Origin of the sequence: Thalassotalea hakodatensis (assembly GCF_030295995.1) — a bacterium.
Taxonomy (GTDB): Bacteria; Pseudomonadota; Gammaproteobacteria; order Enterobacterales; family Alteromonadaceae; genus Thalassotalea_C; species Thalassotalea_C hakodatensis.
In genome coordinates, this window is sequence record NZ_AP027365.1 from 3600307 (window position 1) to 3625571 (window position 25265).

General features: G+C 39.6%; 23 protein-coding genes, 1 tRNA gene and 4 rRNA genes. 11 read left to right on the forward strand and 17 right to left on the reverse strand.

Translation table 11 applies throughout. The features are described 5' to 3' along the window. Positions 1-58 precede the first annotated feature (58 nt). Genes QUE72_RS15950 through QUE72_RS15960 form a run of 3 tightly spaced genes read left to right on the forward strand, consistent with a single transcriptional unit; the run spans position 59 to position 2411 of the window. Positions 59-511 (forward strand): NfeD family protein, encoded by a 453-nt coding sequence (locus QUE72_RS15950; protein ID WP_286270087.1) that lies wholly within the window; start codon positions 59-61, stop codon positions 509-511. Positions 512-558: 47 nt separating this feature from the next. Continuing rightward, entirely contained in the window at positions 559-1479 is a 921-nt protein-coding gene (locus QUE72_RS15955) for an SPFH domain-containing protein (RefSeq protein ID WP_286270088.1), read from the forward strand. Beyond that, entirely contained in the window at positions 1476-2411 is a 936-nt protein-coding gene (locus QUE72_RS15960) for an SPFH domain-containing protein (protein WP_074495217.1), read from the forward strand. The genes QUE72_RS15955 and QUE72_RS15960 overlap by 4 nt, the downstream gene beginning before the upstream one ends. A gap of 55 nt (positions 2412-2466) precedes the next feature. Here QUE72_RS15960 and QUE72_RS15965 read toward each other — a convergent pair whose 3' ends face one another. From QUE72_RS15965 to QUE72_RS15980, 4 genes are read right to left on the reverse strand one after another with little or no spacing between them, the layout of a single operon-like run. Then, on the reverse strand, positions 2467-2760 hold the full coding sequence (locus QUE72_RS15965) for a hypothetical protein (protein WP_074495214.1): 294 nt from the start codon (positions 2758-2760) through the stop codon (positions 2467-2469). 9 nt (positions 2761-2769) lie between these two features. Continuing rightward, complete coding sequence (locus QUE72_RS15970) at positions 2770-3633, reverse strand: NAD(P)-binding domain-containing protein (RefSeq protein WP_286270095.1); 864 nt, start codon at positions 3631-3633, stop codon at positions 2770-2772. 12 nt (positions 3634-3645) lie between these two features. After that, positions 3646-4104, reverse strand: coding sequence for a nuclear transport factor 2 family protein (locus QUE72_RS15975; protein ID WP_286270097.1), 459 nt, complete (start codon positions 4102-4104; stop codon positions 3646-3648). After that, positions 4101-4994, reverse strand: coding sequence for a bifunctional GNAT family N-acetyltransferase/hotdog fold thioesterase (locus QUE72_RS15980; RefSeq protein WP_286270098.1), 894 nt, complete (start codon positions 4992-4994; stop codon positions 4101-4103). The genes QUE72_RS15975 and QUE72_RS15980 overlap by 4 nt, the downstream gene beginning before the upstream one ends. A gap of 41 nt (positions 4995-5035) precedes the next feature. On the opposite strand from QUE72_RS15980, the gene QUE72_RS15985 reads away from it, so the two are divergent. Further along, complete coding sequence (locus QUE72_RS15985; protein ID WP_286270099.1) at positions 5036-5773, forward strand: polyamine aminopropyltransferase; 738 nt, start codon at positions 5036-5038, stop codon at positions 5771-5773. Here QUE72_RS15985 and dtd read toward each other — a convergent pair. Genes dtd through QUE72_RS16000 form a run of 3 tightly spaced genes read right to left on the reverse strand, consistent with a single transcriptional unit; the run spans position 5762 to position 8028 of the window. Beyond that, on the reverse strand, positions 5762-6199 hold the full coding sequence (gene dtd / locus QUE72_RS15990; RefSeq protein WP_074495202.1) for a D-aminoacyl-tRNA deacylase: 438 nt from the start codon (positions 6197-6199) through the stop codon (positions 5762-5764). The two genes, QUE72_RS15985 and dtd, sit on opposite strands and share 12 nt — an antisense overlap. A 2-nt stretch (positions 6200-6201) precedes the next feature. Continuing rightward, on the reverse strand, positions 6202-7164 hold the full coding sequence (gene pip, locus QUE72_RS15995) for a prolyl aminopeptidase (RefSeq protein ID WP_286270101.1): 963 nt from the start codon (positions 7162-7164) through the stop codon (positions 6202-6204). 3 nt (positions 7165-7167) lie between these two features. Then, positions 7168-8028: a virulence factor BrkB family protein gene (locus QUE72_RS16000; RefSeq protein ID WP_286270103.1), complete on the reverse strand. Its 861-nt coding sequence runs from the start codon at positions 8026-8028 to the stop codon at positions 7168-7170. Between the two features lie 104 nt (positions 8029-8132). Between QUE72_RS16000 and QUE72_RS16005 the strand changes: the two genes are divergently transcribed. Continuing rightward, positions 8133-8360 (forward strand): hypothetical protein, encoded by a 228-nt coding sequence (locus tag QUE72_RS16005; protein WP_074495195.1) that lies wholly within the window; start codon positions 8133-8135, stop codon positions 8358-8360. Positions 8361-8365: 5 nt separating this feature from the next. After that, complete coding sequence (locus tag QUE72_RS16010; RefSeq protein WP_074495194.1) at positions 8366-9019, forward strand: DUF2959 domain-containing protein; 654 nt, start codon at positions 8366-8368, stop codon at positions 9017-9019. Between the two features lies 1 nt (position 9020). Here the strand turns inward: QUE72_RS16010 and QUE72_RS16015 are convergent, their stop codons facing one another. From QUE72_RS16015 to typA, 3 genes are all read right to left on the reverse strand, one after another. After that, the gene (locus QUE72_RS16015) at positions 9021-9200 is read right to left on the reverse strand and encodes a hypothetical protein (RefSeq protein WP_074495193.1); all 180 of its coding nucleotides are present in this window, start codon (positions 9198-9200) and stop codon (positions 9021-9023) included. A gap of 38 nt (positions 9201-9238) precedes the next feature. Then, positions 9239-9418 carry a hypothetical protein gene (locus tag QUE72_RS16020; RefSeq protein WP_074495191.1) on the reverse strand — a complete coding sequence of 60 codons (180 nt, stop codon included), beginning with the start codon at positions 9416-9418 and terminating at the stop codon, positions 9239-9241. 763 nt (positions 9419-10181) lie between these two features. Further along, on the reverse strand, positions 10182-12005 hold the full coding sequence (gene typA / locus QUE72_RS16025; protein WP_175573136.1) for a translational GTPase TypA: 1824 nt from the start codon (positions 12003-12005) through the stop codon (positions 10182-10184). Positions 12006-12304: 299 nt separating this feature from the next. Here typA and glnA point away from each other — a divergent pair, with 299 nt between their 5' ends. The 4 genes from glnA to glnG all read left to right on the forward strand — a co-directional run bounded on the left by glnA (position 12305) and on the right by glnG (position 16916). Continuing rightward, positions 12305-13711 (forward strand): glutamate--ammonia ligase, encoded by a 1407-nt coding sequence (gene glnA / locus QUE72_RS16030; RefSeq protein WP_074499517.1) that lies wholly within the window; start codon positions 12305-12307, stop codon positions 13709-13711. Between the two features lie 114 nt (positions 13712-13825). After that, complete coding sequence (locus QUE72_RS16035; protein WP_286270106.1) at positions 13826-14353, forward strand: DUF4124 domain-containing protein; 528 nt, start codon at positions 13826-13828, stop codon at positions 14351-14353. Between the two features lie 77 nt (positions 14354-14430). Further along, positions 14431-15519, forward strand: a complete 1089-nt coding sequence (glnL, locus tag QUE72_RS16040) for a nitrogen regulation protein NR(II) (RefSeq protein WP_286270108.1) — start codon at positions 14431-14433, stop codon at positions 15517-15519. After that, positions 15516-16916 carry a nitrogen regulation protein NR(I) gene (gene glnG, locus QUE72_RS16045; RefSeq protein ID WP_074499514.1) on the forward strand — a complete coding sequence of 467 codons (1401 nt, stop codon included), beginning with the start codon at positions 15516-15518 and terminating at the stop codon, positions 16914-16916. The genes glnL and glnG overlap by 4 nt, the downstream gene beginning before the upstream one ends. Before the next feature lie 9 nt (positions 16917-16925). Here the strand turns inward: glnG and QUE72_RS16050 are convergent, their stop codons facing one another. The 7 genes from QUE72_RS16050 to QUE72_RS16080 all read right to left on the reverse strand — a co-directional run bounded on the left by QUE72_RS16050 (position 16926) and on the right by QUE72_RS16080 (position 23925). Continuing rightward, the gene (locus tag QUE72_RS16050) at positions 16926-17306 is read right to left on the reverse strand and encodes a MerC domain-containing protein (protein WP_074499513.1); all 381 of its coding nucleotides are present in this window, start codon (positions 17304-17306) and stop codon (positions 16926-16928) included. A gap of 72 nt (positions 17307-17378) precedes the next feature. Next, positions 17379-18338: an elongation factor P--(R)-beta-lysine ligase gene (gene epmA / locus QUE72_RS16055; protein WP_286270111.1), complete on the reverse strand. Its 960-nt coding sequence runs from the start codon at positions 18336-18338 to the stop codon at positions 17379-17381. Between the two features lie 116 nt (positions 18339-18454). Then, a 5S ribosomal RNA gene (gene rrf / locus QUE72_RS16060) occupies positions 18455-18569 on the reverse strand. Positions 18570-18662: 93 nt separating this feature from the next. Next, a 5S ribosomal RNA gene (gene rrf, locus QUE72_RS16065) occupies positions 18663-18777 on the reverse strand. Between the two features lie 120 nt (positions 18778-18897). Beyond that, a 23S ribosomal RNA gene (locus tag QUE72_RS16070) occupies positions 18898-21777 on the reverse strand. Between the two features lie 442 nt (positions 21778-22219). Beyond that, positions 22220-22295: transfer RNA gene (locus tag QUE72_RS16075), tRNA-Ala, on the reverse strand. A gap of 87 nt (positions 22296-22382) precedes the next feature. After that, a 16S ribosomal RNA gene (locus QUE72_RS16080) occupies positions 22383-23925 on the reverse strand. Together the 16S, 23S and 5S rRNA genes with 1 tRNA gene alongside form the textbook arrangement of a ribosomal RNA operon. Positions 23926-24618: 693 nt before the next feature. Here QUE72_RS16080 and QUE72_RS16085 point away from each other — a divergent pair. Beyond that, complete coding sequence (locus QUE72_RS16085; protein ID WP_074496517.1) at positions 24619-25059, forward strand: RNA recognition motif domain-containing protein; 441 nt, start codon at positions 24619-24621, stop codon at positions 25057-25059. The last annotated feature ends 206 nt before the right edge of the window (positions 25060-25265 follow it).

Genomic DNA, 25265 nt, shown 5'->3' on the forward strand with positions numbered 1-25265 from the left:
TGGTATAACTTGTCTATCATAGGCGACGATTTTCCAGCTAGAAAACAAGGAGTGAGTAGTGGAATATATTTTGTATTTTGAAACGTGGATTGTACTTGCAATTTTATTCTCTTGCCTTGAAATTTTTATACCTGGCGGAATTTTACTGAATCTTGGCATCGCCTCTTTACTTGTTGCCATTGGCGTACAACAAAACATTCTTGATACTTGGGTATTAACTCTCACCGCTTGGTTTATTAGCGCAACTGTGCTGCTGTTTGTGCTTTATTTTTTCACCGAAAAGTTCTTCAAAGGCGAGCAAACCATTGGCAACATTTATGAGGAACTCGATATCTATGGCAAAAAAGTTGTAGTGACCGAAAATATTGGCCCCGGTACACATGCCGGTAGAGTTTCGTTTCAAGGAACATCTTGGACAGCACTAAGTGACGGTTCTGAAATTCCAGCTGGCTGCCAAGCCACTATCGTTTGCAAAGATAACATCTCTTTAGTTGTTGAACCAATTAAATAACGTCTAATTTTTAATTTTACTTCTACCTTAAAACCTGGAGGGTTTTTATGTTAGCCACGCTTACTTTCGCACTGCTTGCGTTACTTTTTATTGTGGTAAAGTTGGTGTTGATTGTACAAATGAAAGAAGTTTGTGTGATAGAACGCCTCGGAAAATTTCGTGCGGTTATGGAACCTGGAATCCATTTTCTTATTCCATTTATCGATCGTGTCGCTTACCGTCATGAAACACGCGAGCAAGTACTAGATATTCCTGCTCAAAGCTGTATTTCAAGAGATAACATTCAAATTAATGTCGATGGCTTAGTGTATATTCAAGTAATGGATGGTGCAAAAGCAAGTTATGGTATTGAAGACTATAAGCGTGCCAGCATCAATTTAGCTCAAACCACCATGCGAAGTGAAATCGGTAAATTAAATTTAAGCCAAACCTTTTCAGAGCGTGATACGCTCAATGAAACCATTGTTCGTGAAATTGACAAAGCTTCTGATCCTTGGGGTATTAAAGTACTACGTTACGAACTAAGAAATATTACCCCGTCTGACAATGTTATTCATACCTTAGAAAAACAGATGGAGGCTGAACGACAAAAAAGAGCAGAAATCACCTTAGCGCTTGCTGAAAAAGAATCAACCATTAACTTATCCGAAGGTCAACGACAAGAGGCCATCAATTTATCGGAAGGTGACAAACAACGTCAAATAAACGAGGCACATGGGCGTGCAGAAGAAATTGAAATTTTAACCCAAGCGACGGCTGAAGGGATTTCATTAATTGCCAATGCGGCATCAAAACCCTGCGGTGATAAAGCGATTAGAATGCGCTTATTAGAACAATTTATTCAACAAACTGGTGATATATTGAAAACCGCCGATGTTTCCGTTTTACCTACCGAGCTTGCAAAACTTGAAGGTTTTTTTGAAGGTATGGATAAAGTGACGCAAAACGTACAAGGAGTGACGAAATGATCCCCAATAATATTTCACAATTAGATCTCATTGTACTAGGTATTTGGGCCGCTATTTTTTTATACTTAGCCTATAAATTTATTCAGGCTATTTGCTTAGTACCTACAAAATCAGCGTACGTGATTGAGCGATTAGGTAAATATCGCTGTACCCTTGAGGCAGGATTTCATGTTTTATTACCTTTTATTGACCGCGTTGCGTTTATACAAGATTTAAAAGAAGAAACCATAAATGTCCCTCCTCAAGAATGCTTTTCAAAAGATGAAGTGAATGTCGAAGTTGATGGGGTTATCTATATACAGGTTACTGACCCTTTAAAAGCAAGTTACGGCATCACTGACTATCGTTTTGCTGCCATGCAGTTAGCTCAAACCACAACCCGTTCAGTCATTGGCACTTTAGATTTAGATCGTACCTTCGAAGAACGCGATATTATCAGTGCTAAAGTAGTCGAAGTATTAGATAAAGCCGGAGAACTCTGGGGAATACGCGTTCATCGTTATGAAATAAAAAACATTTCACCTCCATTAACGGTAACTAACGCGATGGAATTACAAGTGAATGCTGAACGTGAAAAACGCGCTATTTTAGCAAAAAGTTTGGGCGAAAAAGAAAGTAGAATAAATCGTTCTGAAGGTGAAATGACCGAAATGATCAATATTTCGGAAGGTGAGAAACAACGCAGAATTAACAGTGCGGAAGGTAAAGCCGCTGAAATTTTAGCTATTGCGACAGCAACGGGTAATGCCATTGAAAAAGTGGCTAAAGCGATAGAACAACCTGGTGGCGATCAAGCAATTCAAATGCAGTTGAACGAACAATACCTCAGTAAGCTGTCAGGTTTAAGCGATAAAAGTAGAAAGGTAATTCTGCCTGCAAATTTATTAGACTTTGAACAGTGGCTTAAAACATTAGGTAGTAAACCCGTATAAACAGCTTAACCATTGCTCCTCAAGCCTACTTGGTGATAATTCATTACAGGTAGGCTTAAAAAACTAATAATAAAATTAATAGGCTTAACACGACTACTGACAATATTGGCCAAATATGATCAGAGTTTGTTTTTTCCATCTGAACGATTACTTTCCTTATATACCCCGTGATAAAATACACACCACCTCCTGATAGCGCCGTCAATAAATACACCAAAAGGGCTTTAAGGTTTAAGTTTTCTTGCCAATAAAAATGAAGCCCATTGCTATTTACCATGACTAAGTTAAATAAAAATACATGGAAAAATAAGCAAAGACTAAAAAAACACGTTTGTTTGGTTTTTGACATTAACACGTCCTATACATCATTCTGGGGAGTAGATAGCCAAGCGATCAGATCGTCATACCGATGTTGTACAGGTGATGTTTGACGTAACTTATTTGCTAAAACATATTTACCTAAATCAAGCTCAGATAATTGATCAAATACAGGAATTGGCCTTCCCGCTGATTTAGCAGCTACTTCATAAAAATGTTGTTTGGTAACCTGCATATCACTGACACAGTTATATATACCGCCAGGTAATTGCTGTGTGATAAAAGCAAATATTTGCTCAACAACATCGAACTGATGCACTAAATTAACGTATGCATTTGGTGATTGTACCACTTTATCTTTAACAAAAAAGTTTCCTGGATTCCTTCCAGGGCCTACCAGCCCTGCACATCTCAGCACGACACTGTTATCACTAAACGAACAAACTTCCTGCTCAGCCTCCGATAAAATCGCTACCTTTTCAATATCAAGTTTTAATGGCGTGTCTTCATCAACTTCGCCAATGTACCCTTGATAGACTGCAGTCGTACTAATCAACACAACTTTTCGAACATGATTATTTTTCGATAATTTAACGATACTTTTGATATTTTCAGCATAATTCTTCTGACCGTGACGAAGTTTAGGGGGAATGCAAATGATTAAAACATCCTGATCAAAAACAGCGTAGTGATTAGTATCATCAGGTGCTAAAGGTAAACTTAACATATGACCATGCAAGCCGTTCGCTTTCACTTTTGTTAAACTTGTTTCACTTTGTGTTGTAACTAACACGTTAATTGACTTTTCTATACATTTTTTCGCTAACGCTAAGCCCAACCAGCCACAGCCGATAATCCCAACAGATGGTTTTTTTATATTGATAGCGTCTTGCTTATTAGCCATTGCTCGTTAATCTCACTTGTTTTTTGAACCGTTTATGATGGATACAACTTGCTTTGAAAGCTTATTTGGTACAGGAATTGATAAATTATATTGCAAAATCTTCCAACGTCCTTCACGTTTTACAATGATTCCTGATCCTCTACATTGACCATAAAATTCATTTTCTAATAACTCATCAAACATTGCGATTTTATTCGCTTCTATGATGGTAATATTTCTGTGTGTCGGCTGATAAAGCCAACCGTTTCCTTTATCAAAGTGTGGTTTTGCAAAGGCTTTAAAACTCGCTTTATCCCAACGCTCCGTCGCATCAGTACCAAGAAAAATACTGTCGTTAGCCAATAAAGCGAAATAGCTTGTAAAGTTAGCTTCACCCGCTGCTTTATGAAAATCATTTAGTACTTGCTCTATGCTTTGTTGAGCATAACTAAAGCATGAAATAAAAGAAAAAATGAACCAAAGACTTTTCATTGTTTCTTCACCACTACATATTTACCAGTAAATTGAGCCGCTAAGCTATCTCCTGTATATATACCCACTTCAACAATAAAACTTGTCTTACCTTTTCGCTCTTTTTGCAATGCATCACCTGAAGTATTCTCACGTTTAATCACCCCATTTGCTCCATCTGGAATCGGTTTATAATATTTGATTTTGCCATCTGCAAGTACAATATCACCTTGAATATTTTGTGCATTAATTTGTAGATAAACCCATCCCCAGCCGGTTAAAGTAGCTAAAGTATAAATACTGCCAGCAAACATTGTTTGATGAATATTCTTATTAATTGCAATATCACAATGTGTTAAAAAAGTATTACCATCATAAAAATCGGCTGTAATACCCATCACTTTACTTAGCGGTATGGTGTTATGCCATTTTTGCTGTAACGATTTAATCAATGAACATTGATTCTCTGGAATTTCAGCTAACTTTTTTTCCATCGAAAAATGTTGAATGTCATCGTAAAGTTTATGAGCGATGGATTTAGTTGTGTAGCCAATATTCTGATAAAACATTAATGCATTTTCACGTGCATTCAAACAGATAGTATGCACACCGTGCGTTTTAGCTAGTTGTTCTAGCGCCAGCATTATTAGTTTACCTAGCCCCTTTCCTTGTTGATTATTGTCTGTCGCTACATAACGGATATGACCAAGCCATTCGTTGTCAATATGCAGTCGGCCAACAGCATAAACTTTACCTTGCTCATCAACAAGCATACGATGGAAAGCTATCGCTTCTAGTTCATCTTGCTCGCTACCTTTAGGTTGTCGCCACGGAGCTCTCAGCTCTTGCCAACGTAAAAAATAGTACTGTTTAAATTGTTCCTGCGTTTGAGGGGCGATACATGAAATCATTGTCTATGCTGTAATATAGAGTGTCGTTAATATAGTATTAAATGAAATTAGAATCACATTTACAACAAGGAAAAGTACGTTATTATCTAAATAACAACTTCTCGTTATCTATTGTAGAAAATTCACACTACCGTTGGTTGAACTTCGGACAAACCACACAAAGTATTATGTTAAAACGCAAACCTTTCGTTTTAACATTACCACACCAATATTTTATGATGTTGCCTTTACTATTTATCATGCCTAAACGTGTAGTGGAATTTGGCTTAGGCGGTGGAAATTTATTACGTTTTCTGTCGCACATATCGCCAAACAGTGTCATCGAAAGTATTGAGCAGAGTAATGAGGTGATAGAATGCTTTCATCAGTATTTTAACCCTGATAATCATCCATATTTAATTCATCAACAACCTGCTAAACGATGGCTGTTGAATCATTCAACGTCAGCCATAAATTGGCTCATTTACGATATCTTTTCTTCACAAAAAAATGATGGTGAATGGCCGTTAATTGACTCAATAATACGCCAATCAAATGAACACAGTTGGATTACGTTAAACATTTCAAATCACTCAAATATTAAAATAAATGAAGTTTTACAGCAGCTCAATAAAATAAAACGAACACGTTCACTGATTTACTTTCAAGTACCATACTATAAAAACATTATTGTTCACTTGCACCCTAGTGACGCACACGAAATTGAAAATAAGCATATTCCTTCACGATACTTAAATCGTGCGCGTAAACTTTGGTTACACCGTAGCTTAGATCGTTAATTGAAAAGTAACAGGTCCGTCGTTAAGCAAACTAACTTTCATGTCTGCGCCAAAAATGCCAGTTGGTACACGAAAACCTTTGTCTCGTAGTCGCTGACAAAAATATTGATATAATGTGTTACTAAATTCAGGCGCAGCTGCACCTGTAAAGCTTGGACGCATACCTCTAGAGGTATCTGCCGCAAGAGTGAACTGAGATACCACTAAAATGTCCCCTTCTGCTTGGCCAACATTGAGGTTCATTTTTCCATTTTCATCTTCAAACACTCGGTAACCAGCCACACGCTCAGCAAGCCGAGCTGCTTTCATCTCGTTATCTTCTGGTTCGATCGCTAATAACACCAACAAACCTTTTTCTATTTTACCTACAGTGTTGTGATCAACGTCAACTGAAGCTTGGCTCACACGCTGAATTAATGCAATCATGATTACTTATCTCTTAAAAAATCTGCCATTACATCTGTTCCTTTACACATCGCGTCAATTGTCTGGCTTTCAAAACCGCTGTGCCCTGCTTGCGGTAAAATTTGCAAACGAGCACTAGGCCAATGTTCAACAAGTCTATGCGCGTGCTGAAGCTGGCAAACCATATCATAGCGGCCATGTATAACAATGGCAGGTATATTAGAGATTTTCTTAATATTTTCAATAATATGATTTTCTTTAATAAAGCTTTTTTGTTGAAAGTAATGCTGTGATATTTTCGCCATACAACAGGCCTGATGAAAGTCTTCAACGTGGGCAAGGCCTAATGGAGGATACTCAATACTTGAAAGCCTCAGCTCCCATAAATACCAGGCTTTACAGGCTGCGCTTATCGCTAATTCATTATCACTCGCGAAAATATCTCCATACCCTTTAATAGGATCTAACTTTTGAGTTTCATCTAATGGTGATAAGAAATCTTGATAATAGTCAGGAAAAAAACCTTGCACACCACCGGGTTGATACAACCAGTTATATTCTTGCTGAGTTGCTAAGAACACACCTCGTAATATAAAACCTAAGACACGTTGAGGATGTTCAATGCCATATAATAAAGCCAGAGTCGTTCCCCAAGAACCACCAACCACTAACCATTGTTCTATCTTTAAATGTTGGCGAATAAATTCGATATCATCAATGAGTTTGTTAGAGGTATTATTCTCAATGTCAGCCGCAGGTGTAGATTGACCACAGCCTCGTTGATCAAAACTTATATAGTGATATTTTTCAGGATCAAAATATCGCCGATGATTCTCACTTGTGCCACCACCAGGCCCACCATGCAAGTAAAGAACAGGGATCCCTTCTGCGTTACCTGCTTGCTCTAGGTAAATTTGATGTTGATCACCTACATCAACAAACTCAGTATGAAATGGAGATATTTTTGGGTTTAATATTCTAGTCACTTTCTATTGCTCCTCTGCGGCAGATTCTGTTTTAAAATCTTGCAAACACACAGTAAAAATTGCACCAAACAGCACAATAAGCCAAGACAAGTAAACCCATAAAAACAATATAGGTATTGTTGCTAAAGCCCCATAGATAGCTTGATAGGAAGGAAGTTGTGTAACATAGAAAGCAAACCCTTTCTTTGCAATTTCAAATAGTATTGCCGCAAGTGTTGCACCAGATATTGCATATTTAAAAGGAATATATTTATTTGGGATCACTAAATAAATGATCAGAAAAGCCGCGACCGATGTAAGTAATGGCACTAAACGCATTACAATATGATCAAGTCCAAACAGTTCATAGCCATCTAATGACATAAATGAAACGACATAAGATGTTGCAGCAATACTACTACCAACCAGAACAGGGCCCAATGTTAATACCATCCAATACATCGAAAAAGCAGTGATCAAACGTCTTTTTTTAGTCACTCGCCATAGTTTATTCAATGTTTTATCAATAGCTGAAATCAACATCAGAGCAAACACAAATAAGAAGGTAATTGCCACTGCTGACATTTTAGAAGCATTCGTTGCAAATCCAGTAATGTGCTCTCTCACAACATCACCGGCAGCAGGTAAGAAATTTTGATAGACAAAATTTTCAATAAGAATTTTAATTTCACTAAAAATTGGAAATGCCGTCATCACAGATAACATAACGACCACTAATGGCACCAATGACATTAAAGTGACATAGGCTAAATAGCCAGCATTGACATGAATTTGTTCAACGAACAAACGTTTAACAAAAAACACGATAAATTGGCTTATAGAGACCCATTGTTGAGAATTTACAATTTTATTTACAAAGCTCATATTGCATAATTAGTGACATCGTTTAATGATAGAGTATATGATGGTTTACTGATGAAAGCCTACCATAGCTTTACTGTAGTTTAAAAATACAAAAAGGAGAAATTATGTCTAGTCAAGGTTCTGGTGGTAATGTATTAGCCGCTATCTGTAGTTTTTTTATCGCAGGCTTGGGTCAATTAGTACAAGGGAGAATACTTGCAGCGATTATTTTTTTCTTGCTCACGTGGGTAAATTACTCTCTAGCGGCAACAGGAATTTTATTTTTTATGGCGATACCAGGGTTTATTTTTCACGTATGGGCAATTATTGATGCCGCTAAATTTAGAAGCTAATTATCATGTTCTGTAATAAATCTATTAAATTGATGGGAATAATATCGCTGTTTATTCTCGTCGGTTGTCAATCCGCCTATTATTCTGCGATGGAAAAAGTCGGTACACATAAACGTGACATTCTCATTGATCGCGTAGAAAAGGCGACAGATTCGCAAGAAGAGGCTAAGCAAGAGTTCCAAGATGCACTTGAGCAATTTACCAAGTTGATGAATTTTGAAGGCGGCGAGCTACAATCACACTATGAACGTAGTAAAGATCATTATGAATCAAGTAAAGAAGCTGCAGAGGATGTTGCCGAACGCATTTCACTCATTGAAGATGTGGCTCAGGCACTCTTTGATGAATGGCAAGATGAGATAGAACAATTTTCTAATCAGCAGTACAAACAACAAAGCCAAGCGCAACTTCGTGACACAGAACGTCGTTATAAGAATGTTATCCGAGCAATGCATCGTGCCAAAGATAAAATGCAACCGGTTTTATCTGCTTTACAAGACAACATGTTATATTTGAAACATAACTTAAACGCTAAAGCAATTGGTTCATTAAACGCTGAATATACGAGTATCAAACAAAATGTTGCTCAATTAATAGAACAAATGAATCGTTCAATTGATGATTCTCAAGCATTTATTGAGACATTAAAAACAGAGTAAATTAATTTACTCTGTTTCTTATCGTTAATCTTTCTTCACTCGCGAGATCATTATCTGGATCAAAATGATGATTTATCGAGGCTAGCAGCTCAGATAACTCTTTCACTTGCTCACTTCCTGCTTGCCCATCCCTAAAGAGTTGGCTTAGTGAATGCAGCTTTTTAAGTTGCTCAGGAGACATCTTTAATTCCTTTTATCGTTATTGTTATGATAATTCTCTTATCCAATTGCTACTTTTATATGTTCATGTCTAATAGCCGTAGCTTTTGGCTTATCACGTCCATCATCAATAAACGCTTGATAAAGCCGATTCAGTTCTTTACGCTCCAGTAAGTTTGCTTGGTTAGACATCGCTTTTTCAAAAAGCACATTTAACCTGTTTATGTTATTTCTTTCCATTACTACACCCCTGCTAACCACTCCATAGCATTCAAGTTCAGGTATTTACTATGGAAATAAGTGTAGCAGTGAATGAGCATTCAGCCAGCGAGTATTAATATCCTTAAGTTATCAGAAAACAAAAACCAAGATTCAAAAAAATAAAAACCTATTAAAATTAAAAGGTTAAAAAAGCACTACTGGATATATATGATAGAGAATAATCAAAATGCTGACAGCAGCTTGAGATATATCTCACAAAACCTACTGCTTTGGCTTACCTTATACCAATTCGCATAAATATTCGGTCATTCAGCGAGAATTAAACGCTTTAGAGGCACGGCGTTGATTGCAGAGAATGGTTATTCAGGAGAACGTGCTCCTGCGTTCTCTAATAAGCTACATCCTTGTAGCATCCTTGTTAAAATCAACAACACAGGCTATGAAGCGCGTTTAAACTCGCCCTTTGGGAGCGTGTTAGAGGCGCGATAATTGCGCAAAACGAGTTTGATGTAGAACAACTATACCTACACACGTTTCGCTTATTCTCCCACCTCTGACATCGCTCTGAACTGACTTAATCTTTATGCGAATTGGTATTACTATTACATCGTATTTAACATATTTGTCTTACTGCTGTTTCACTCTTACAGATGAAACGTTCTTCAGCCACTACAGCGATAGAAAATGCAAGTCGAACGCAAAACCAGAACATTTTTAAAAGGCAAAAAAATACCGCGATTACGCGGTATTTTTATTGCTTATTTATTGCTAATAAATAAAACTATGATTTTTTAGCTGTTCTGCTTTCACGCTTTCTATCAGACTCTTTTAACCATTTCTTACGAATACGAATATTCTCTGGCGTTACTTCAACAAGCTCATCGTCATCAATAAATTCTAACGCTTGCTCTAATGTCATCAAGATTGGCGGTGTTAACACTTGCGCTTCGTCAGTTCCTGACGCACGAACGTTAGTTAACTGCTTACCTTTAAGGGCATTTACTGTTAGGTCATTATCACGGCTATGAATACCGATCACCATACCTTCATAAACCTCAACACCATGACCAATCATTAAACGACCACGTTCCTGAAGATTAAATAAAGCATTAGTTAACGCTTTACCCGTAGCATTAGCGATCATAACACCATTCAAACGCTGGCCAATTTCGCCACCTTTATGTGGTCCATATTCGAAGAACGTATGATAAATCAACCCAGAACCTGACGTTAATGTCATAAACTCAGTTTGGAAACCAATCAAACCACGACTTGGCATGATAAAGTCCATGCGAATACGGCCTTTACCATCAGGGGCCATGTCTGTAAGTTCTGCTTTACGTAAACCCATTTTTTCCATGATTGAACCTTGATGCTCTTCTTCAACATCAATAGTTACTGTTTCATAAGGTTCTTCAATTTGACCATCTACTTCACGCATAATAACTTCAGGGCGCGAAACGGCTAATTCATAGCCTTCGCGACGCATATTTTCAATTAAAATACCTAAGTGAAGTTCGCCACGACCTGACACTTTGAATTTATCTGGATCGTCTAATTGTTCAACGCGTAAGGCAACATTATGAACAAGCTCTTTATCTAAACGATCTTTAATATTACGAGAAGTAACATACTTACCTTCTTTACCGGAAAAAGGTGATGTATTTACTTGGAATGTCATTGTTACTGTTGGTTCATCAACAGATAACGGTGGTAAAGGTGCAACTTCATTTGGACAGCAAATCGTATCAGATATTTTTAATTCACCTAAGCCCGTAATAGCAATAATATCACCAGCTTCAGCTAAATCTGTTTCGTGACGCTCTAAGCCTAGGTAGCCAAATACTTTTCCTACTTTGCCATTGTGTATTTTTCCACTCGCACCCTGAACAGTCACTTGTTGGTTAGGCTTAACAGTACCGCGGGTGATACGACCAACACCAATTACGCCTAAATAAGAGCTGTAATCCAGTTGAGAAATTTGCATTTGGAATGCACCTTCTGGATCAGCTTCTGGTGCAGGTACTTGATCAACAATGGTTTGGAAAAGCGGCGTCATATCTGCACCTTCTTCACCCTCTTCTAAAGACGCCCAACCATTGATTGCTGATGCATAAACAACTTGGAAATCTAATTGTTCATCTGTAGCGCCAAGGTTATCAAATAAATCAAATACTTGATCCATTACCCATTCAGCACGAGCACCTGGCTTATCAATTTTATTAATAACAACAATTGGCTTTAATCCTTGAGCAAACGCTTTTTGCGTTACAAAGCGTGTTTGCGGCATTGGGCCTTCTTGTGCATCTACAATAAGCAGTACAGAGTCAACCATCGACATTACACGCTCAACTTCACCACCGAAATCGGCGTGACCAGGAGTATCCACAATGTTTACTCGGTAGTCTTGCCAATTAATGGCTGTGTTTTTCGCCAAAATGGTGATACCGCGTTCTTTTTCGATATCGTTTGAGTCCATCACACGTTCTTCAAGATCTGTTCTTGAATCTAATGTACCTGATTGATCTAATAATTTATCAACCAAGGTAGTTTTACCATGGTCAACGTGGGCTATAATAGCGATGTTACGTAATTTATCTAACACTGGAATTTGCTCAAAGGGCTTCAATTGGGCGCGTATTGTACAGCAGTCTCCCTAACAATGAAAATATAATGAAATATAAATTTCATTTGCTAGAAAAATAACACATTGTCTCTTACACTGCTATTGCACCATACAGATGCAATGTACGGATCATATTGGTGCAATAGCAAAACTTATTTTTATTAAAGTACTTATATTACAGTCAGTTATCGCTTGGCACACTTTTAGCTTACACCCTAGCAAAGCAAAATGCGGTACAAGCATTTATATTAATTTTGTTCATTTCACTGGAGACACTCATGTCACAAGCAGTATTAGACTTAATCAAAGAAAATGACGTTAAGTTCGTTGACTTACGTTTTACTGATTCAAAAGGTAAAGAACAGCATGTTTCATTACCGTACCATCAAGTTGATGAAGACTTCTTCGAAGATGGAAAAATGTTTGATGGTTCTTCAATTGCAGGCTGGAAAGGCATTAACGAATCAGACATGGTATTAATGCCTGATGCATCTACTGCTGTTTTAGACCCATTCACAGAAGAAGTTACCTTAAACATCCGTTGTGACATCGTTGAACCAGGAACAATGCAAGGTTATAGCCGTGATCCTCGTTCTGTGGCACATCGCGCTGAAGAATACATGCGCTCTACAGGTATAGCAGACACAGTACTTATTGGTCCTGAACCAGAGTTTTTCGTATTCGATGATGTTAAGTTTAAAGCAGACATGAGCGGTGCAAGCTACTCAATCGACGATAAAGAAGCAGCATGGAATTCAAACACTTCTTATGAAGATGGCAACACTGGTCATCGTCCAGGTGTAAAAGGTGGTTACTTCCCAGTAGCACCGGTTGATTCTTCACAAGATTTACGTTCAGCAATGTGTTTAGTCATGGAAGAAATGGGCTTAGTTGTTGAAGCACATCACCATGAAGTAGCCACAGCTGGTCAAAACGAAATCGCATGTCGTTTTAATACCATGGTTAAAAAGGCTGATGAAGTACAAATTTACAAGTATGTTGTTCATAACGTTGCACATGCTTACGGTAAAACAGCGACTTTCATGCCTAAACCACTCGTAGGTGACAATGGCACTGGTATGCATGTTCATCAATCATTAGCAAAAGACGGCGTGAACCTTTTTGCTGGTGATAAATATGGCGGACTTTCTGAAACTGCACTTTATTACATCGGTGGTATCATTAAGCATGCTAAAGCATTAAACGCATTTACTAATGCTTCAACTAACTCATACAAACGTTTAGTACCTGGTTTTGAAGCGCCTGTAATGCTTGCTTACTCAGCACGTAACCGCTCAGCATCTATTCGTATTCCAGTGGTGCCGTCACCGAAAGCACGTCGTATTGAAGCACGTTTCCCTGATCCTACAGCTAACCCTTACTTAGCATTCTCAGCGATGCTAATGGCAGGTCTAGACGGTATTAAAAACAAAATTCACCCTGGTGATGCAATGGACAAAGACTTGTACGACTTACCTGCAGAAGAAGCAGCAGCTATTCCACAAGTCGCTTCATCACTTGAAGAAGCGCTAGATGCCCTAGAAGCAGATAATGATTTCTTAACAGCTGGTGGCGTTATGGACATCGATATGATTAATGCTTATATCGGCTTGAAACGTGAAGAAGTTGAAACTCTTAATATGACAACTCATCCAGTTGAGTTCCAAATGTATTACAGTGTTTAATCAGTAATTCACTGAGATTAAAGAAAAAGCTCACTTCGGTGAGCTTTTTTGTAGCTAATTTGATATTTTTTAGATAGATTAAAAGGTAATCGATTTATTTATAAGGAGCACACATTGAAAAATATCTATTTAATATGTGCTCTACTTTTTTGTATTTCTTGTCTACAAGCGGCCAATGCTGCATCTACTAAGGTTTATGTTTGGGTTGATGAATCTGGTAAAGTCGTTTATTCAGATACCCCACGCCCCGGCGCCGAAGAAGTTGAGGTTCAAGAGAAAAACATTATCTCTACCCATGTAGATACCTCCATTCTGGATATAAAACCTAAGGTTATTGAAGATAAATTCAATGTCGAAATTACTCAACCTAGCAATAAACAAACAATTAGAGACAATACAGGTTCTCTTTTGGTGCAAGGTAGAATAAAACCCCTGTTCAAGCAAGGGCACACCATTCAACTTTTACTCGATAATAAACCTCATAACTCTCCGCAAAGCTATGCTCAGTTTAGGCTGTCTAATATTGACAGGGGTGAACATCAATTAAAATTATCCCTTCTTAATGAGAAAGGCAAGGTTATTGCATCGTCTAAGCAAATAACCTTTTATATGCACAGAGCTTCAAAAATAAGCGCTAATTAGCCGATATAATCGTGCAATAAATAGGTTTTAACTTTACACTAAAAAATATTCGCACCATTTTAGTGCATAGAGGTTTTATGCCTAGTACAAAAAAATTAGACGCAACCGCAAAATTATATTATCAACAGAATTTACCTAATCATATGGTAACAGCTGTGATTGTGCTTGATAGCCAATTAAATATTCAATACGCAAATCCAGCGACCGAAGCATTATTGGTTAAAAGCCTTAACAAGTTGCGCAATCAAAGTTTACAACATGTTTTTTTTAATAGCCCTATCAGTAGTATACGTTTAAAACAATTGTTGACCTCTGGCCAAGAGTTTAGTGATAGTGATGTTGTTTTAGAGTTTTTTGATAAACGTATAATCACCGTTGAACTAACAGCGTCCTCATTTTCCTTAGATAATGCTCCGTTTATATTACTTGAAATTAAACAAATCGATCAGCAGAAGCAAATTAGTGAAGAAGCATTTCAGCATCAGCAGTGGGAGTCTGCGCGTGATTTAATTCGCGGTTTAGCACACGAAATAAAAAATCCACTCGGTGGTTTACGAGGTGCTGCTCAATTGCTAAATAAAGAAATTACGCCAGAGCAACAAGAATACACGGCAATGATCATTGAACAAGCAGATAGGTTAACAAATTTAGTTGATCGCTTACTAGGCCCTAATCAATTACCAAATTTTAATAGTCAAAATATTCACCTTATTTTAGAAAAAGTTGCTCAGCTAATTAGTTTCAATAACCCCAACAACATCAAAATTATTAAAGATTACGACCCCTCGTTACCGGATATAAACTTTGATGCTGATAAAATACAGCAAGCGTTACTAAATATTGTTAGTAATGCCATTCAAGTTATCGGCGAAAGTGGTGTTGTACGGTTAAAAACGCGAGCTGCCAGTAATAAAACCATTAATGGCCGTCGTATTAAACTTGCAGCACAAATTAGCATTATCGATAATGGGCCTGGTATCCCAAGTAAAATTCAAGACACCTTATTTTATCCTATGGTTTCAGGACGCTCTAACGGCACAGGTTTAGGCCTTGCCATTTCACAAACGCTCATTAACCAACACAAAGGGAAAATCTCCTGTATTAGCCGCCCGGGTCATACCGAATTTATTATTTTATTACCAATTTCAGAAGATAAAACGCCATGATTACAGAACAAGTTTGGGTTGTAGACGATGACAGTTCCATCCGCTGGGTATTAGAAAAAGCCTTTGCAAATGCAAATATCAGTTCCGCGTCATTTGATAGTGCAGAAAATGTGTTAACTGCTCTAGATCACGGTCAACCCGAAGTGATCATATCTGATATTCGCATGCCTAATATCGATGGCATGGAATTATTAAATGATATCAATCTACGTTTTCCAGATATTCCAGTGATCATTATGACCGCGCACTCAGACTTAGATAGCGCAGTTAATGCTTATCAAGGTGGGGCATTCGAATACTTACCAAAACCATTCGATATTGATGAAGCACTTGCATTAAGCAAACGAGCCTTGGCTCATGCACACGAAGTAAAAGCGAAAACGCGCCAAGATGCGCCCAGCTCAGCCGCTGTTGGCATTATTGGTGAAGCACCTGCCATGCAAGAAGTTTTTCGAGCTATTGGACGTTTATCTCGATCTAGTATTAGTGTTTTAATAAATGGTGAGTCAGGAACAGGTAAAGAACTTGTCGCCCATGCATTACATATGCACAGTCCGAGAGCAAAAGCTCCCTTTATTCCACTTAACATGGCGGCAATTCCTAAAGATTTGATCGAATCAGAATTATTCGGACACGAAAAAGGCGCATTCACTGGCGCGAATTCTGTAAGACAAGGGCGATTCGAACAAGCGCATAATGGCACCTTATTTCTTGATGAAATTGGTGATATGCCGCTAGATATTCAAACTCGGTTATTAAGGGTATTAGCCGACGGGCAATTCTATCGTGTAGGTGGTCACTCCCCTATTCAAGTAGATGTTCGTATACTTGCGGCGACTCATCAAAATTTAGAAGATAAAGTTCGTGCTGGTGACTTTAGGGAAGACTTGTTCCATCGATTAAATGTTATCAGAATTCATATTCCGAGTTTACGTGAACGTAGAGAAGATATCCCACAACTTTGTGAACACTTCCTTAAACATGCCGCTATTGAACTAAGCGTTGAAACTAAAACATTAGACAGACCTACTGTTGAATACCTTAAGCAATTTGATTGGCCAGGCAATGTCAGACAACTTGAAAATATTTGCCGATTTTTAACTGTTATGGCAAGTAGTAAAGAAATTCACCTAGAAGACTTACCTAGCGAACTCACTCAAGAAGCTATCAGCTACGATGCTGAAGGTGTAAGTTGGCAATTACTACTTAAACGATGGGCTAATGAAAAGTTATCTTCAGGAGAAAATGGATTATTAGAAGAAGCGCTGCCGGAATTTGAAAAAATAATGATACAAGCAGCCCTAAAAGTAACCAATGGTCATAAACAAGAAGCGGCAAAAAAACTTGGTTGGGGCAGAAATACACTAACTAGGAAGTTAAAAGATTTAAAACTTTAAATTCAAGCTCTAGCTTGAGCAACCGTGTTCATCACAGCGTTTACAATTATTACAAAGCTTCAGATTAATCACATGGGCAGCAACAATTAATGTTGCTCCTATTATGATGAAGAAAGGCTGAGCTTGTTCAGAAAAATCATGCTTCATCCAGTAAATAACTAGACCTAAAATCAATAAATAAAATGGATATAGCCTTTTGTGATAACGTTTAAACCCTGAAAACATGGCAATAGAACCAAGGATACCCGTCACAAGTAAAAATACATGCTCCCAAGTATGGTCAGCTAAGAAGCTTAACCCCAATAAAGGAAGTGCTGGTAAAATAACAGGCAGCAATATGCAATGCAATGCACATAAAGATGTCGCTGTAATACCAATTCTATCTAACACAATGAGCTTAACCTTATCCTAACCAATTAGTGAGATAATATCACACATGATACATTGTCACAATATAAACTATTAAGCATTATCAAACATAAAACAGATCGATTGTTCAATATGGTTTAAACCTAACGCAATCATCAAAAGTCTATCAATACCTAATGCGACCCCTGAGCAACTGGGTAAGCCTGACTCTAAAGCCTCTATGAAGCGTTTATCAATCGGTTTAGTATCTTTTCCTTCTTTAACTCTGTGGATATTATCTCGTTTAAACCGAGCTAATTGCTCTGTAGCATCGCATAGCTCATGAAAACCATTCGCGAGCTCAATACCTTTAAAATACACCTCAAACCGTTCAGAGACTTTAGGATTCTCTTGGCAAATTTTGGCAAGGGATGCTTGTGATGCAGGAAATTCATACACGATACAAGGCTTATCTTGGCCAATATTTTTTTCAATACATTCAGAAAATAACACCTGTAGCAAAATATCCTTATCGATTTCATTTACAATCCATTCACCTTCAACACCTTTTTCATAAAGCAAACGTTTCAACTCCTCTGTTGTTGCCGTCAAAGGATCGATTGCTAACTCTTTAATAAAAATATTTCTATAAGTAATAATTTCTGATGACTTGCAAGCTAATACTGACATTAATAAAGCATCAACCTCTTGCATTAACTCACGGTGATCGATACCAACGCGATACCATTCAAGAATAGTAAATTCAGGATTATGATACCGTCCTTGCTCTTCATCTCTAAAAGCTTTACATAGTTGATAAATATCTTTGTAACCCGCAGCTAAAAGCCTCTTCATTGCAAATTCTGGCGAAGTTTGTAAATAATAAGTTGGTGATGAAGCTGTACTATTAGGTTGAGTGGCAAAAGCTTCCATGTATTTATCTGTCACTGTACCTTGTGATAATAAAGGCGTTTCTATTTCAACAACACCTTTTTGATAAAAAAAGGATCTGATCTGATATATAACTTCAGCTCTTTTCTTAGCATTCTGCCAAGTTAGGTTAGGTTCAAACATAGATAAATAAAATAAAACTACTGTAAACGAAAAAAGCCCTTGTCGCTAGACAAGGGCTTAATACCATTCCGTCTAAGAAAGTGATCACTTCTTTAGATGGAATGCTATAAATAAGAATCTGGTAATGTCCTACTCTCACATGGGAACTCCCACACTACCATCGGCGCTATTGCATTTCACTACTGAGTTCGGCATGGAGTCAGGTGGTTCTACAATGCTATGGTTACCAGATAAAAACCTTTAATGGTTAAACAACTTACTAATTATTTAACCATTAAAGGTTAAAAAACCCGTAGCTTTCGCTACGGGTTTCTCTTAATAGAAGCTTGATGATGTCCTACTCTCACATGGGAACTCCCACACTACCATCGGCGCTATTGCATTTCACTACTGAGTTCGGCATGGAGTCAGGTGGTTCTACAATGCTATTGTCATCAAGCATAATCTTTTTTCGTCTACTTTCGTAAACACAATCTCGGAATTCTGATATCTATCGTTATTCTAATTCAAGGCACAGTACGTGATGTTATCAAACATTCCTAAAACATTTAGGTGTTGTATGGTTAAGCCTCACGGGCAATTAGTATCAGTTAGCTCAAGGCCTCACAACCCTTACACACCTGACCTATCAACGTTGTAGTCTCCAACGACCCTTTAGGGAGATTAAATCTCCAGTGAGAACTCATCTCAAAGCCTGTTTCCCGCTTAGATGCTTTCAGCGGTTATCAGTTCCGAACGTAGCTACCGGGCAATGCCATTGGCATGACAACCCGAACACCAGTGGTTCGTCCACTCCGGTCCTCTCGTACTAGGAGCAGCCCTCTTCAATTCTCAAACGCCCACGGCAGATAGGGACCGAACTGTCTCACGACGTTCTAAACCCAGCTCGCGTACCACTTTAAATGGCGAACAGCCATACCCTTGGGACCGACTTCAGCCCCAGGATGTGATGAGCCGACATCGAGGTGCCAAACACCGCCGTCGATATGAACTCTTGGGCGGTATCAGCCTGTTATCCCCGGAGTACCTTTTATCCGTTGAGCGATGGCCCTTCCATACAGAACCACCGGATCACTATGACCTGCTTTCGCACCTGCTCGACGTGTCTGTCTCGCAGTTAAGCTGGCTTATGCCATTGCACTAACCGTACGATGTCCGACCGTACTTAGCCAACCTTCGTGCTCCTCCGTTACTCTTTGGGAGGAGACCGCCCCAGTCAAACTACCCACCAGACAGTGTCCCCAAGCCCGATCAGGGCCCTAGGTTAGAACATCACGCATACAAGGGTGGTATTTCAAGGTTGGCTCCACACACACTGGCGTGCATGCTTCAAAGCCTCCCACCTATCCTACACATGTAGGAGCAATGTTCACTGTCAAGCTATAGTAAAGGTTCACGGGGTCTTTCCGTCTAGCCGCGGGTATACGGCATCTTAACCGCAAATTCAATTTCACTGAGTCTCGGGTGGAGACAGTGTGGCCATGATTACGCCATTCGTGCAGGTCGGAACTTACCCGACAAGGAATTTCGCTACCTTAGGACCGTTATAGTTACGGCCGCCGTTTACCGGGGCTTCGATCATGAGCTTCGCAGAGCTAACCCAATCAATTAACCTTCCGGCACCGGGCAGGCGTCACACCGTATACGTCATCTTTCGATTTTGCACAGTGCTGTGTTTTTAATAAACAGTTCCAGCCACCTGGTTACTTCGACTGTCAACAGCTTAAAGAGCAAGTCTCATCACCGTCGACAGCGTACCTTCTCCCGAAGTTACGGTACTATTTTGCCTAGTTCCTTCACCCGAGTTCTCTCAAGCGCCTTAGTATTCTCTACCTAACCACCTGTGTCGGTTTGGGGTACGGTTCCTATATATCTGATGCTTAGAAGCTTTTCCTGGAAGTATGGCATCAACAGCTTCTACTCCGTAGAGTATCGTCTCGTGTCTCAGTCTTAAGAACCCGGATTTGCCTAAGTTCTCAACCTACTCACTTTCACATGGACTACCAACGCCATGCCTGTTTAGCCTGCTCCGTCCCTCCTTCGCAATATATAGAAGTACAGAAATATTAATCTGTTTCCCATCGACTACGCCTTTCGGCCTCGCCTTAGGGGCCGACTTACCCTGCCCTGATTAACATGGGACAGGAAACCTTGGTCTTTCGGCGTGGGAGTTTTTCACTCCCATTATCGTTACTCATGTCAGCATTCGCACTTCTGATACCTCCAGCATGCCTTACAACACACCTTCAACGGCTTACAGAACGCTCCCCTACCACTTAAATCAAAGATTTAAATCCGCAGCTTCGGTGACTAGTTTAGCCCCGTTACATCTTCCGCGCAGACCGACTCGACTAGTGAGCTATTACGCTTTCTTTAAAGGATGGCTGCTTCTAAGCCAACCTCCTAGCTGTCTATGCCTTTCCACATCGTTTCCCACTTAACTAGTACTTTGGGACCTTAGCTGGCGGTCTGGGTTGTTTCCCTCTTCACTATGGACGTTAGCACCCATAGTGTGTCTCCCGCATATCACTCATTGGTATTCGGAGTTTGCAAAGGGTTGGTAAGTCGGGATGACCCCCTAGCCTTAACAGTGCTCTACCCCCAATGGTGTTCGTGCGAGGCTCTACCTAAATAGATTTCGGGGAGAACCAGCTATCTCCCGGCTTGATTAGCCTTTCACTCCGACCCACAAGTCATCACCGCATTTTTCAACATACGTGTGTTCGGTCCTCCAGTTGATGTTACTCAACCTTCAACCTGCCCATGGGTAGATCGCCGGGTTTCGGGTCTATTCCTAGCAACTGTACGCGCAGTTAACACTCGCTTTCGCTACGGCTCCCCTAATCGGTTAACCTTGCTACTAAAAATAAGTCGCTGACCCATTATACAAAAGGTACGCAGTCACCCGAAGGCTTCCACTGCTTGTACGTATACGGTTTCAGGTTCTATTTCACTCCCCTCACAGGGGTTCTTTTCGCCTTTCCCTCACGGTACTGGTTCACTATCGGTCAGTTAGGAGTATTTAGCCTTGGAGGATGGTCCCCCCATATTCAGTCAACATTTCACGTGTGCCGACCTACTCGTTTTCACAATATGTTTGTCTTCGTGTACGGGGCTATCACCCTGTATCGCCAAGCTTTCCAGCTTGTTCCACTGACGCCCATACGCTTAAGGGCTAATTCGCGTTCGCTCGCCGCTACTAACGAAATCTCGGTTGATTTCTTTTCCTCGGGGTACTTAGATGTTTCAGTTCTCCCGGTTCGCCTCATTAACCTATGTATTCAGTTAATGATAATGTCTTATGACATTGGGTTTCCCCATTCGGAAATCTGTGTCTGTAACGTCTTTTATCGACTTAACACAGCTTATCGCAGATTAACACGTCCTTCATCGCCTCTAACTGCCAAGGCATCCACCATATACGCTTAGTCACTTAACCATACAACCCTAAATATTTTAGGTTACTCAGTGACAAAACTGAGTATCAATGTATGTCTGACATTTTCACGTACTATAAATAGCACTTGAATTAGAATGAAATAAGATAAGGAAGTCTTATTTCGGTTGTTAGCTTTATTCATTAAAGTAATGAGCGCGACACTCGTTACTTACCTAAAGCTAACGTGATATAACTAGTCGATAAAACTACTTATATCGGGATATAAATATCAGCTTTCCAGATTGTTAAAGAAATCGTAATTAACACGCATTCGGTTAAAAACTTGGTTAAAAAAACCAAATTGAAAATCACTAAAAAGTAACCTTTAATTTGGTCTCTCGTTCTTTATGAAGAAGTTAATAATTCGAGTTAAGCTAGGCGCTTGATGGCGACGTTTAGTTCACTAAACGAGTCATTAAGCAAAGACGCATAACGAAGAATTTGGTGGAGCTAAGCAGGATCGAACTGCTGACCTCCTGCGTGCAAGGCAGGCGCTCTCCCAGCTGAGCTATAGCCCCTTTTAGACTTAGTCAGGGTGACTTCTTCTACGTTCGTTATCATACAATTTGTGTGAACACTCAACAACAATCTGTTTCACTTCAAGATAAGGAGGTGATCCAACCCCAGGTTCCCCTAGGGTTACCTTGTTACGACTTCACCCCAGTCATGAATCACAAAGTGGTGACCGTCCCCCCGAAGGTTAAACTAGCCACTTCTTTTGCAACCCACTCCCATGGTGTGACGGGCGGTGTGTACAAGGCCCGGGAACGTATTCACCGTAGCATTCTGATCTACGATTACTAGCGATTCCGACTTCACGGAGTCGAGTTGCAGACTCCGATCCGGACTACGATACACTTTATGGGATTCGCTCCACCTCGCGGTCTTGCTGCCCTCTGTATGTACCATTGTAGCACGTGTGTAGCCCATCCCGTAAGGGCCATGATGACTTGACGTCGTCCCCACCTTCCTCCGGTTTATCACCGGCAGTCTCCTTAGAGTTCCCGACACTACTCGCTGGCAAATAAGGATAGGGGTTGCGCTCGTTGCGGGACTTAACCCAACATTTCACAACACGAGCTGACGACAGCCATGCAGCACCTGTCTCAGAGTTCCCGAAGGCACAATTCTATCTCTAGAAAATTCTCTGGATGTCAAGGGATGGTAAGGTTCTTCGCGTTGCATCGAATTAAACCACATGCTCCACCGCTTGTGCGGGCCCCCGTCAATTCATTTGAGTTTTAACCTTGCGGCCGTACTCCCCAGGCGGTCAACTTAGCGCGTTAGCTACGCTACTCACGTCTCAAGGACACAAACAGCTAGTTGACATCGTTTACGGCGTGGACTACCAGGGTATCTAATCCTGTTCGCTCCCCACGCTTTCGTGCCTCAGCGTCAGTATTTGTCCAGGTGGCCGCCTTCGCCACTGATGTTCCTTCCAATCTCTACGCATTTCACCGCTACACTGGAAATTCCACCACCCTCTACAATACTCTAGTTACCCAGTTTCAAATGCAGTTCCGGAGTTGAGCTCCGGGATTTCACATCTGACTTAACTAACCGCCTACGCACGCTTTACGCCCAGTAATTCCGATTAACGCTCGCACCCTCCGTATTACCGCGGCTGCTGGCACGGAGTTAGCCGGTGCTTCTTCTGTCGCTAACGTCACAGATAATGGATATTAGCCATTACCCTTTCCTCACGACTGAAAGTGCTTTACAACCCGAAGGCCTTCTTCACACACGCGGCATGGCTGCATCAGGGTTTCCCCCATTGTGCAATATTCCCCACTGCTGCCTCCCGTAGGAGTCTGGGCCGTGTCTCAGTCCCAGTGTGGCTGATCATCCTCTCAAACCAGCTAGAGATCGTCGCCTTGGTAGGCTCTTACCCTACCAACTAGCTAATCTCACTTGGGCTAATCTAAAGGCGAAAGGTTCCGAAGAAGCCCCCCCTTTGGTCCGTAGACATTATGCGGTATTAGCAGTCGTTTCCAACTGTTGTCCCCCACCTCTAGGCATATTCCCAAGCATTACTCACCCGTCCGCCGCTCGTCAGCAGATAGCAAGCTATCTCTGTTACCGCTCGACTTGCATGTGTTAAGCCTGCCGCCAGCGTTCAATCTGAGCCATGATCAAACTCTTCAATTAAAAAATCGTTTGTGCATCCGAAGATGCTGCTCAATGAATTCTGATACTTGGTCATTACTTTTAAAAAGTAATATAAACCAATAAAACTTAAATAAGTTTTTGTATGAACATTCACTAAGACATTTTTGTAACCTAAGTTACTGGTAAAACATCATCACTGTGAGTGCCCACACAAATTGCATGATAACTAATTGTTAAAGAACTATTCTTGCGAATAAATTGATAAATCTCATTCGTTTATCAATGAGCTCTGAGGTTGTTGCCGTGTGGCTTTACCCTTGAGAGCGGATGCGCATTCTACGCACCTCAGTTTTGATGTCAACACTTTTTATTTAAAAGTTTAAATAAATTTGTTGTTGTTTGATTTTGCTTTTTATAAAAGTAAAACCTACTTCAAAACCGCTTCTTGGCTTGTCCCCGAGAAGTGGAGCGCATTGTAGAGAACTTCAGAAATGGATCAAGTACTTTTTTCATTATTTTGTTTGTTTGCAGGTTTTATAAACAAACTGCTGTATTTATCGCTAAATTTGCAAAAAAACACCTTCAAAATATCTATTTTCTACTTTTATACTATAACTTGATTAAAAAACAGGGCATTTATTACGCTTATCAGTTGCACAATAAGAAAAGCTCGGTAACATGTAATTGCAATTAAAATTTGTATTTTAAAAATAATAATTAGGTAATCTTTATATGACTTCTCCGAAAACTACACAGATAGTAGCAGCAATAATATTTGCTATTATTGTTTACTTTATTGCTATCAGTATAGAACTAAGCCCAGCAATTGTTGCTACTATTGCTTTTGTGTGCTCAATCTTAACTAGCCTTTTAGGCTCTGAAGGTGCTGACAATGCAACAGGCGACGTAAAAACACTTTACGTTGGCAATTTGCCTTATAGAGCAAACGAAGGTGCAGTAAGAGCACTTTTTTCAGAATATGGTAAAGTGCACTCTGTCAGGTTAATGAAAGACAAACATACAGGCAAACGAAGAGGCTTTGGTTTTGTTGAAATGGCATCAAATGATGCTGATGGCGCTATTAAACAACTTAATGATTCAGAGTTTCAACAGAGAACACTGAAAGTAAGAGAAGCTAAAGAAAGGCCAGAAAAACAACACGACGACGAATAACACGTCCTTTATATTATAGGTACATTTATAAAGTCGCTATATACAGCGACTTTATTATATTAAATTCACTTAATATACCTAAGAAGCAAAAACAGCCATTCAATTATTAACTTGCACTCACTTCTGTTAATAATGTATTTCAATCTAAATGCACGATATAAACACTATTCTTATGCCTTTCAATAATAATATGTAGAGCGTTATTA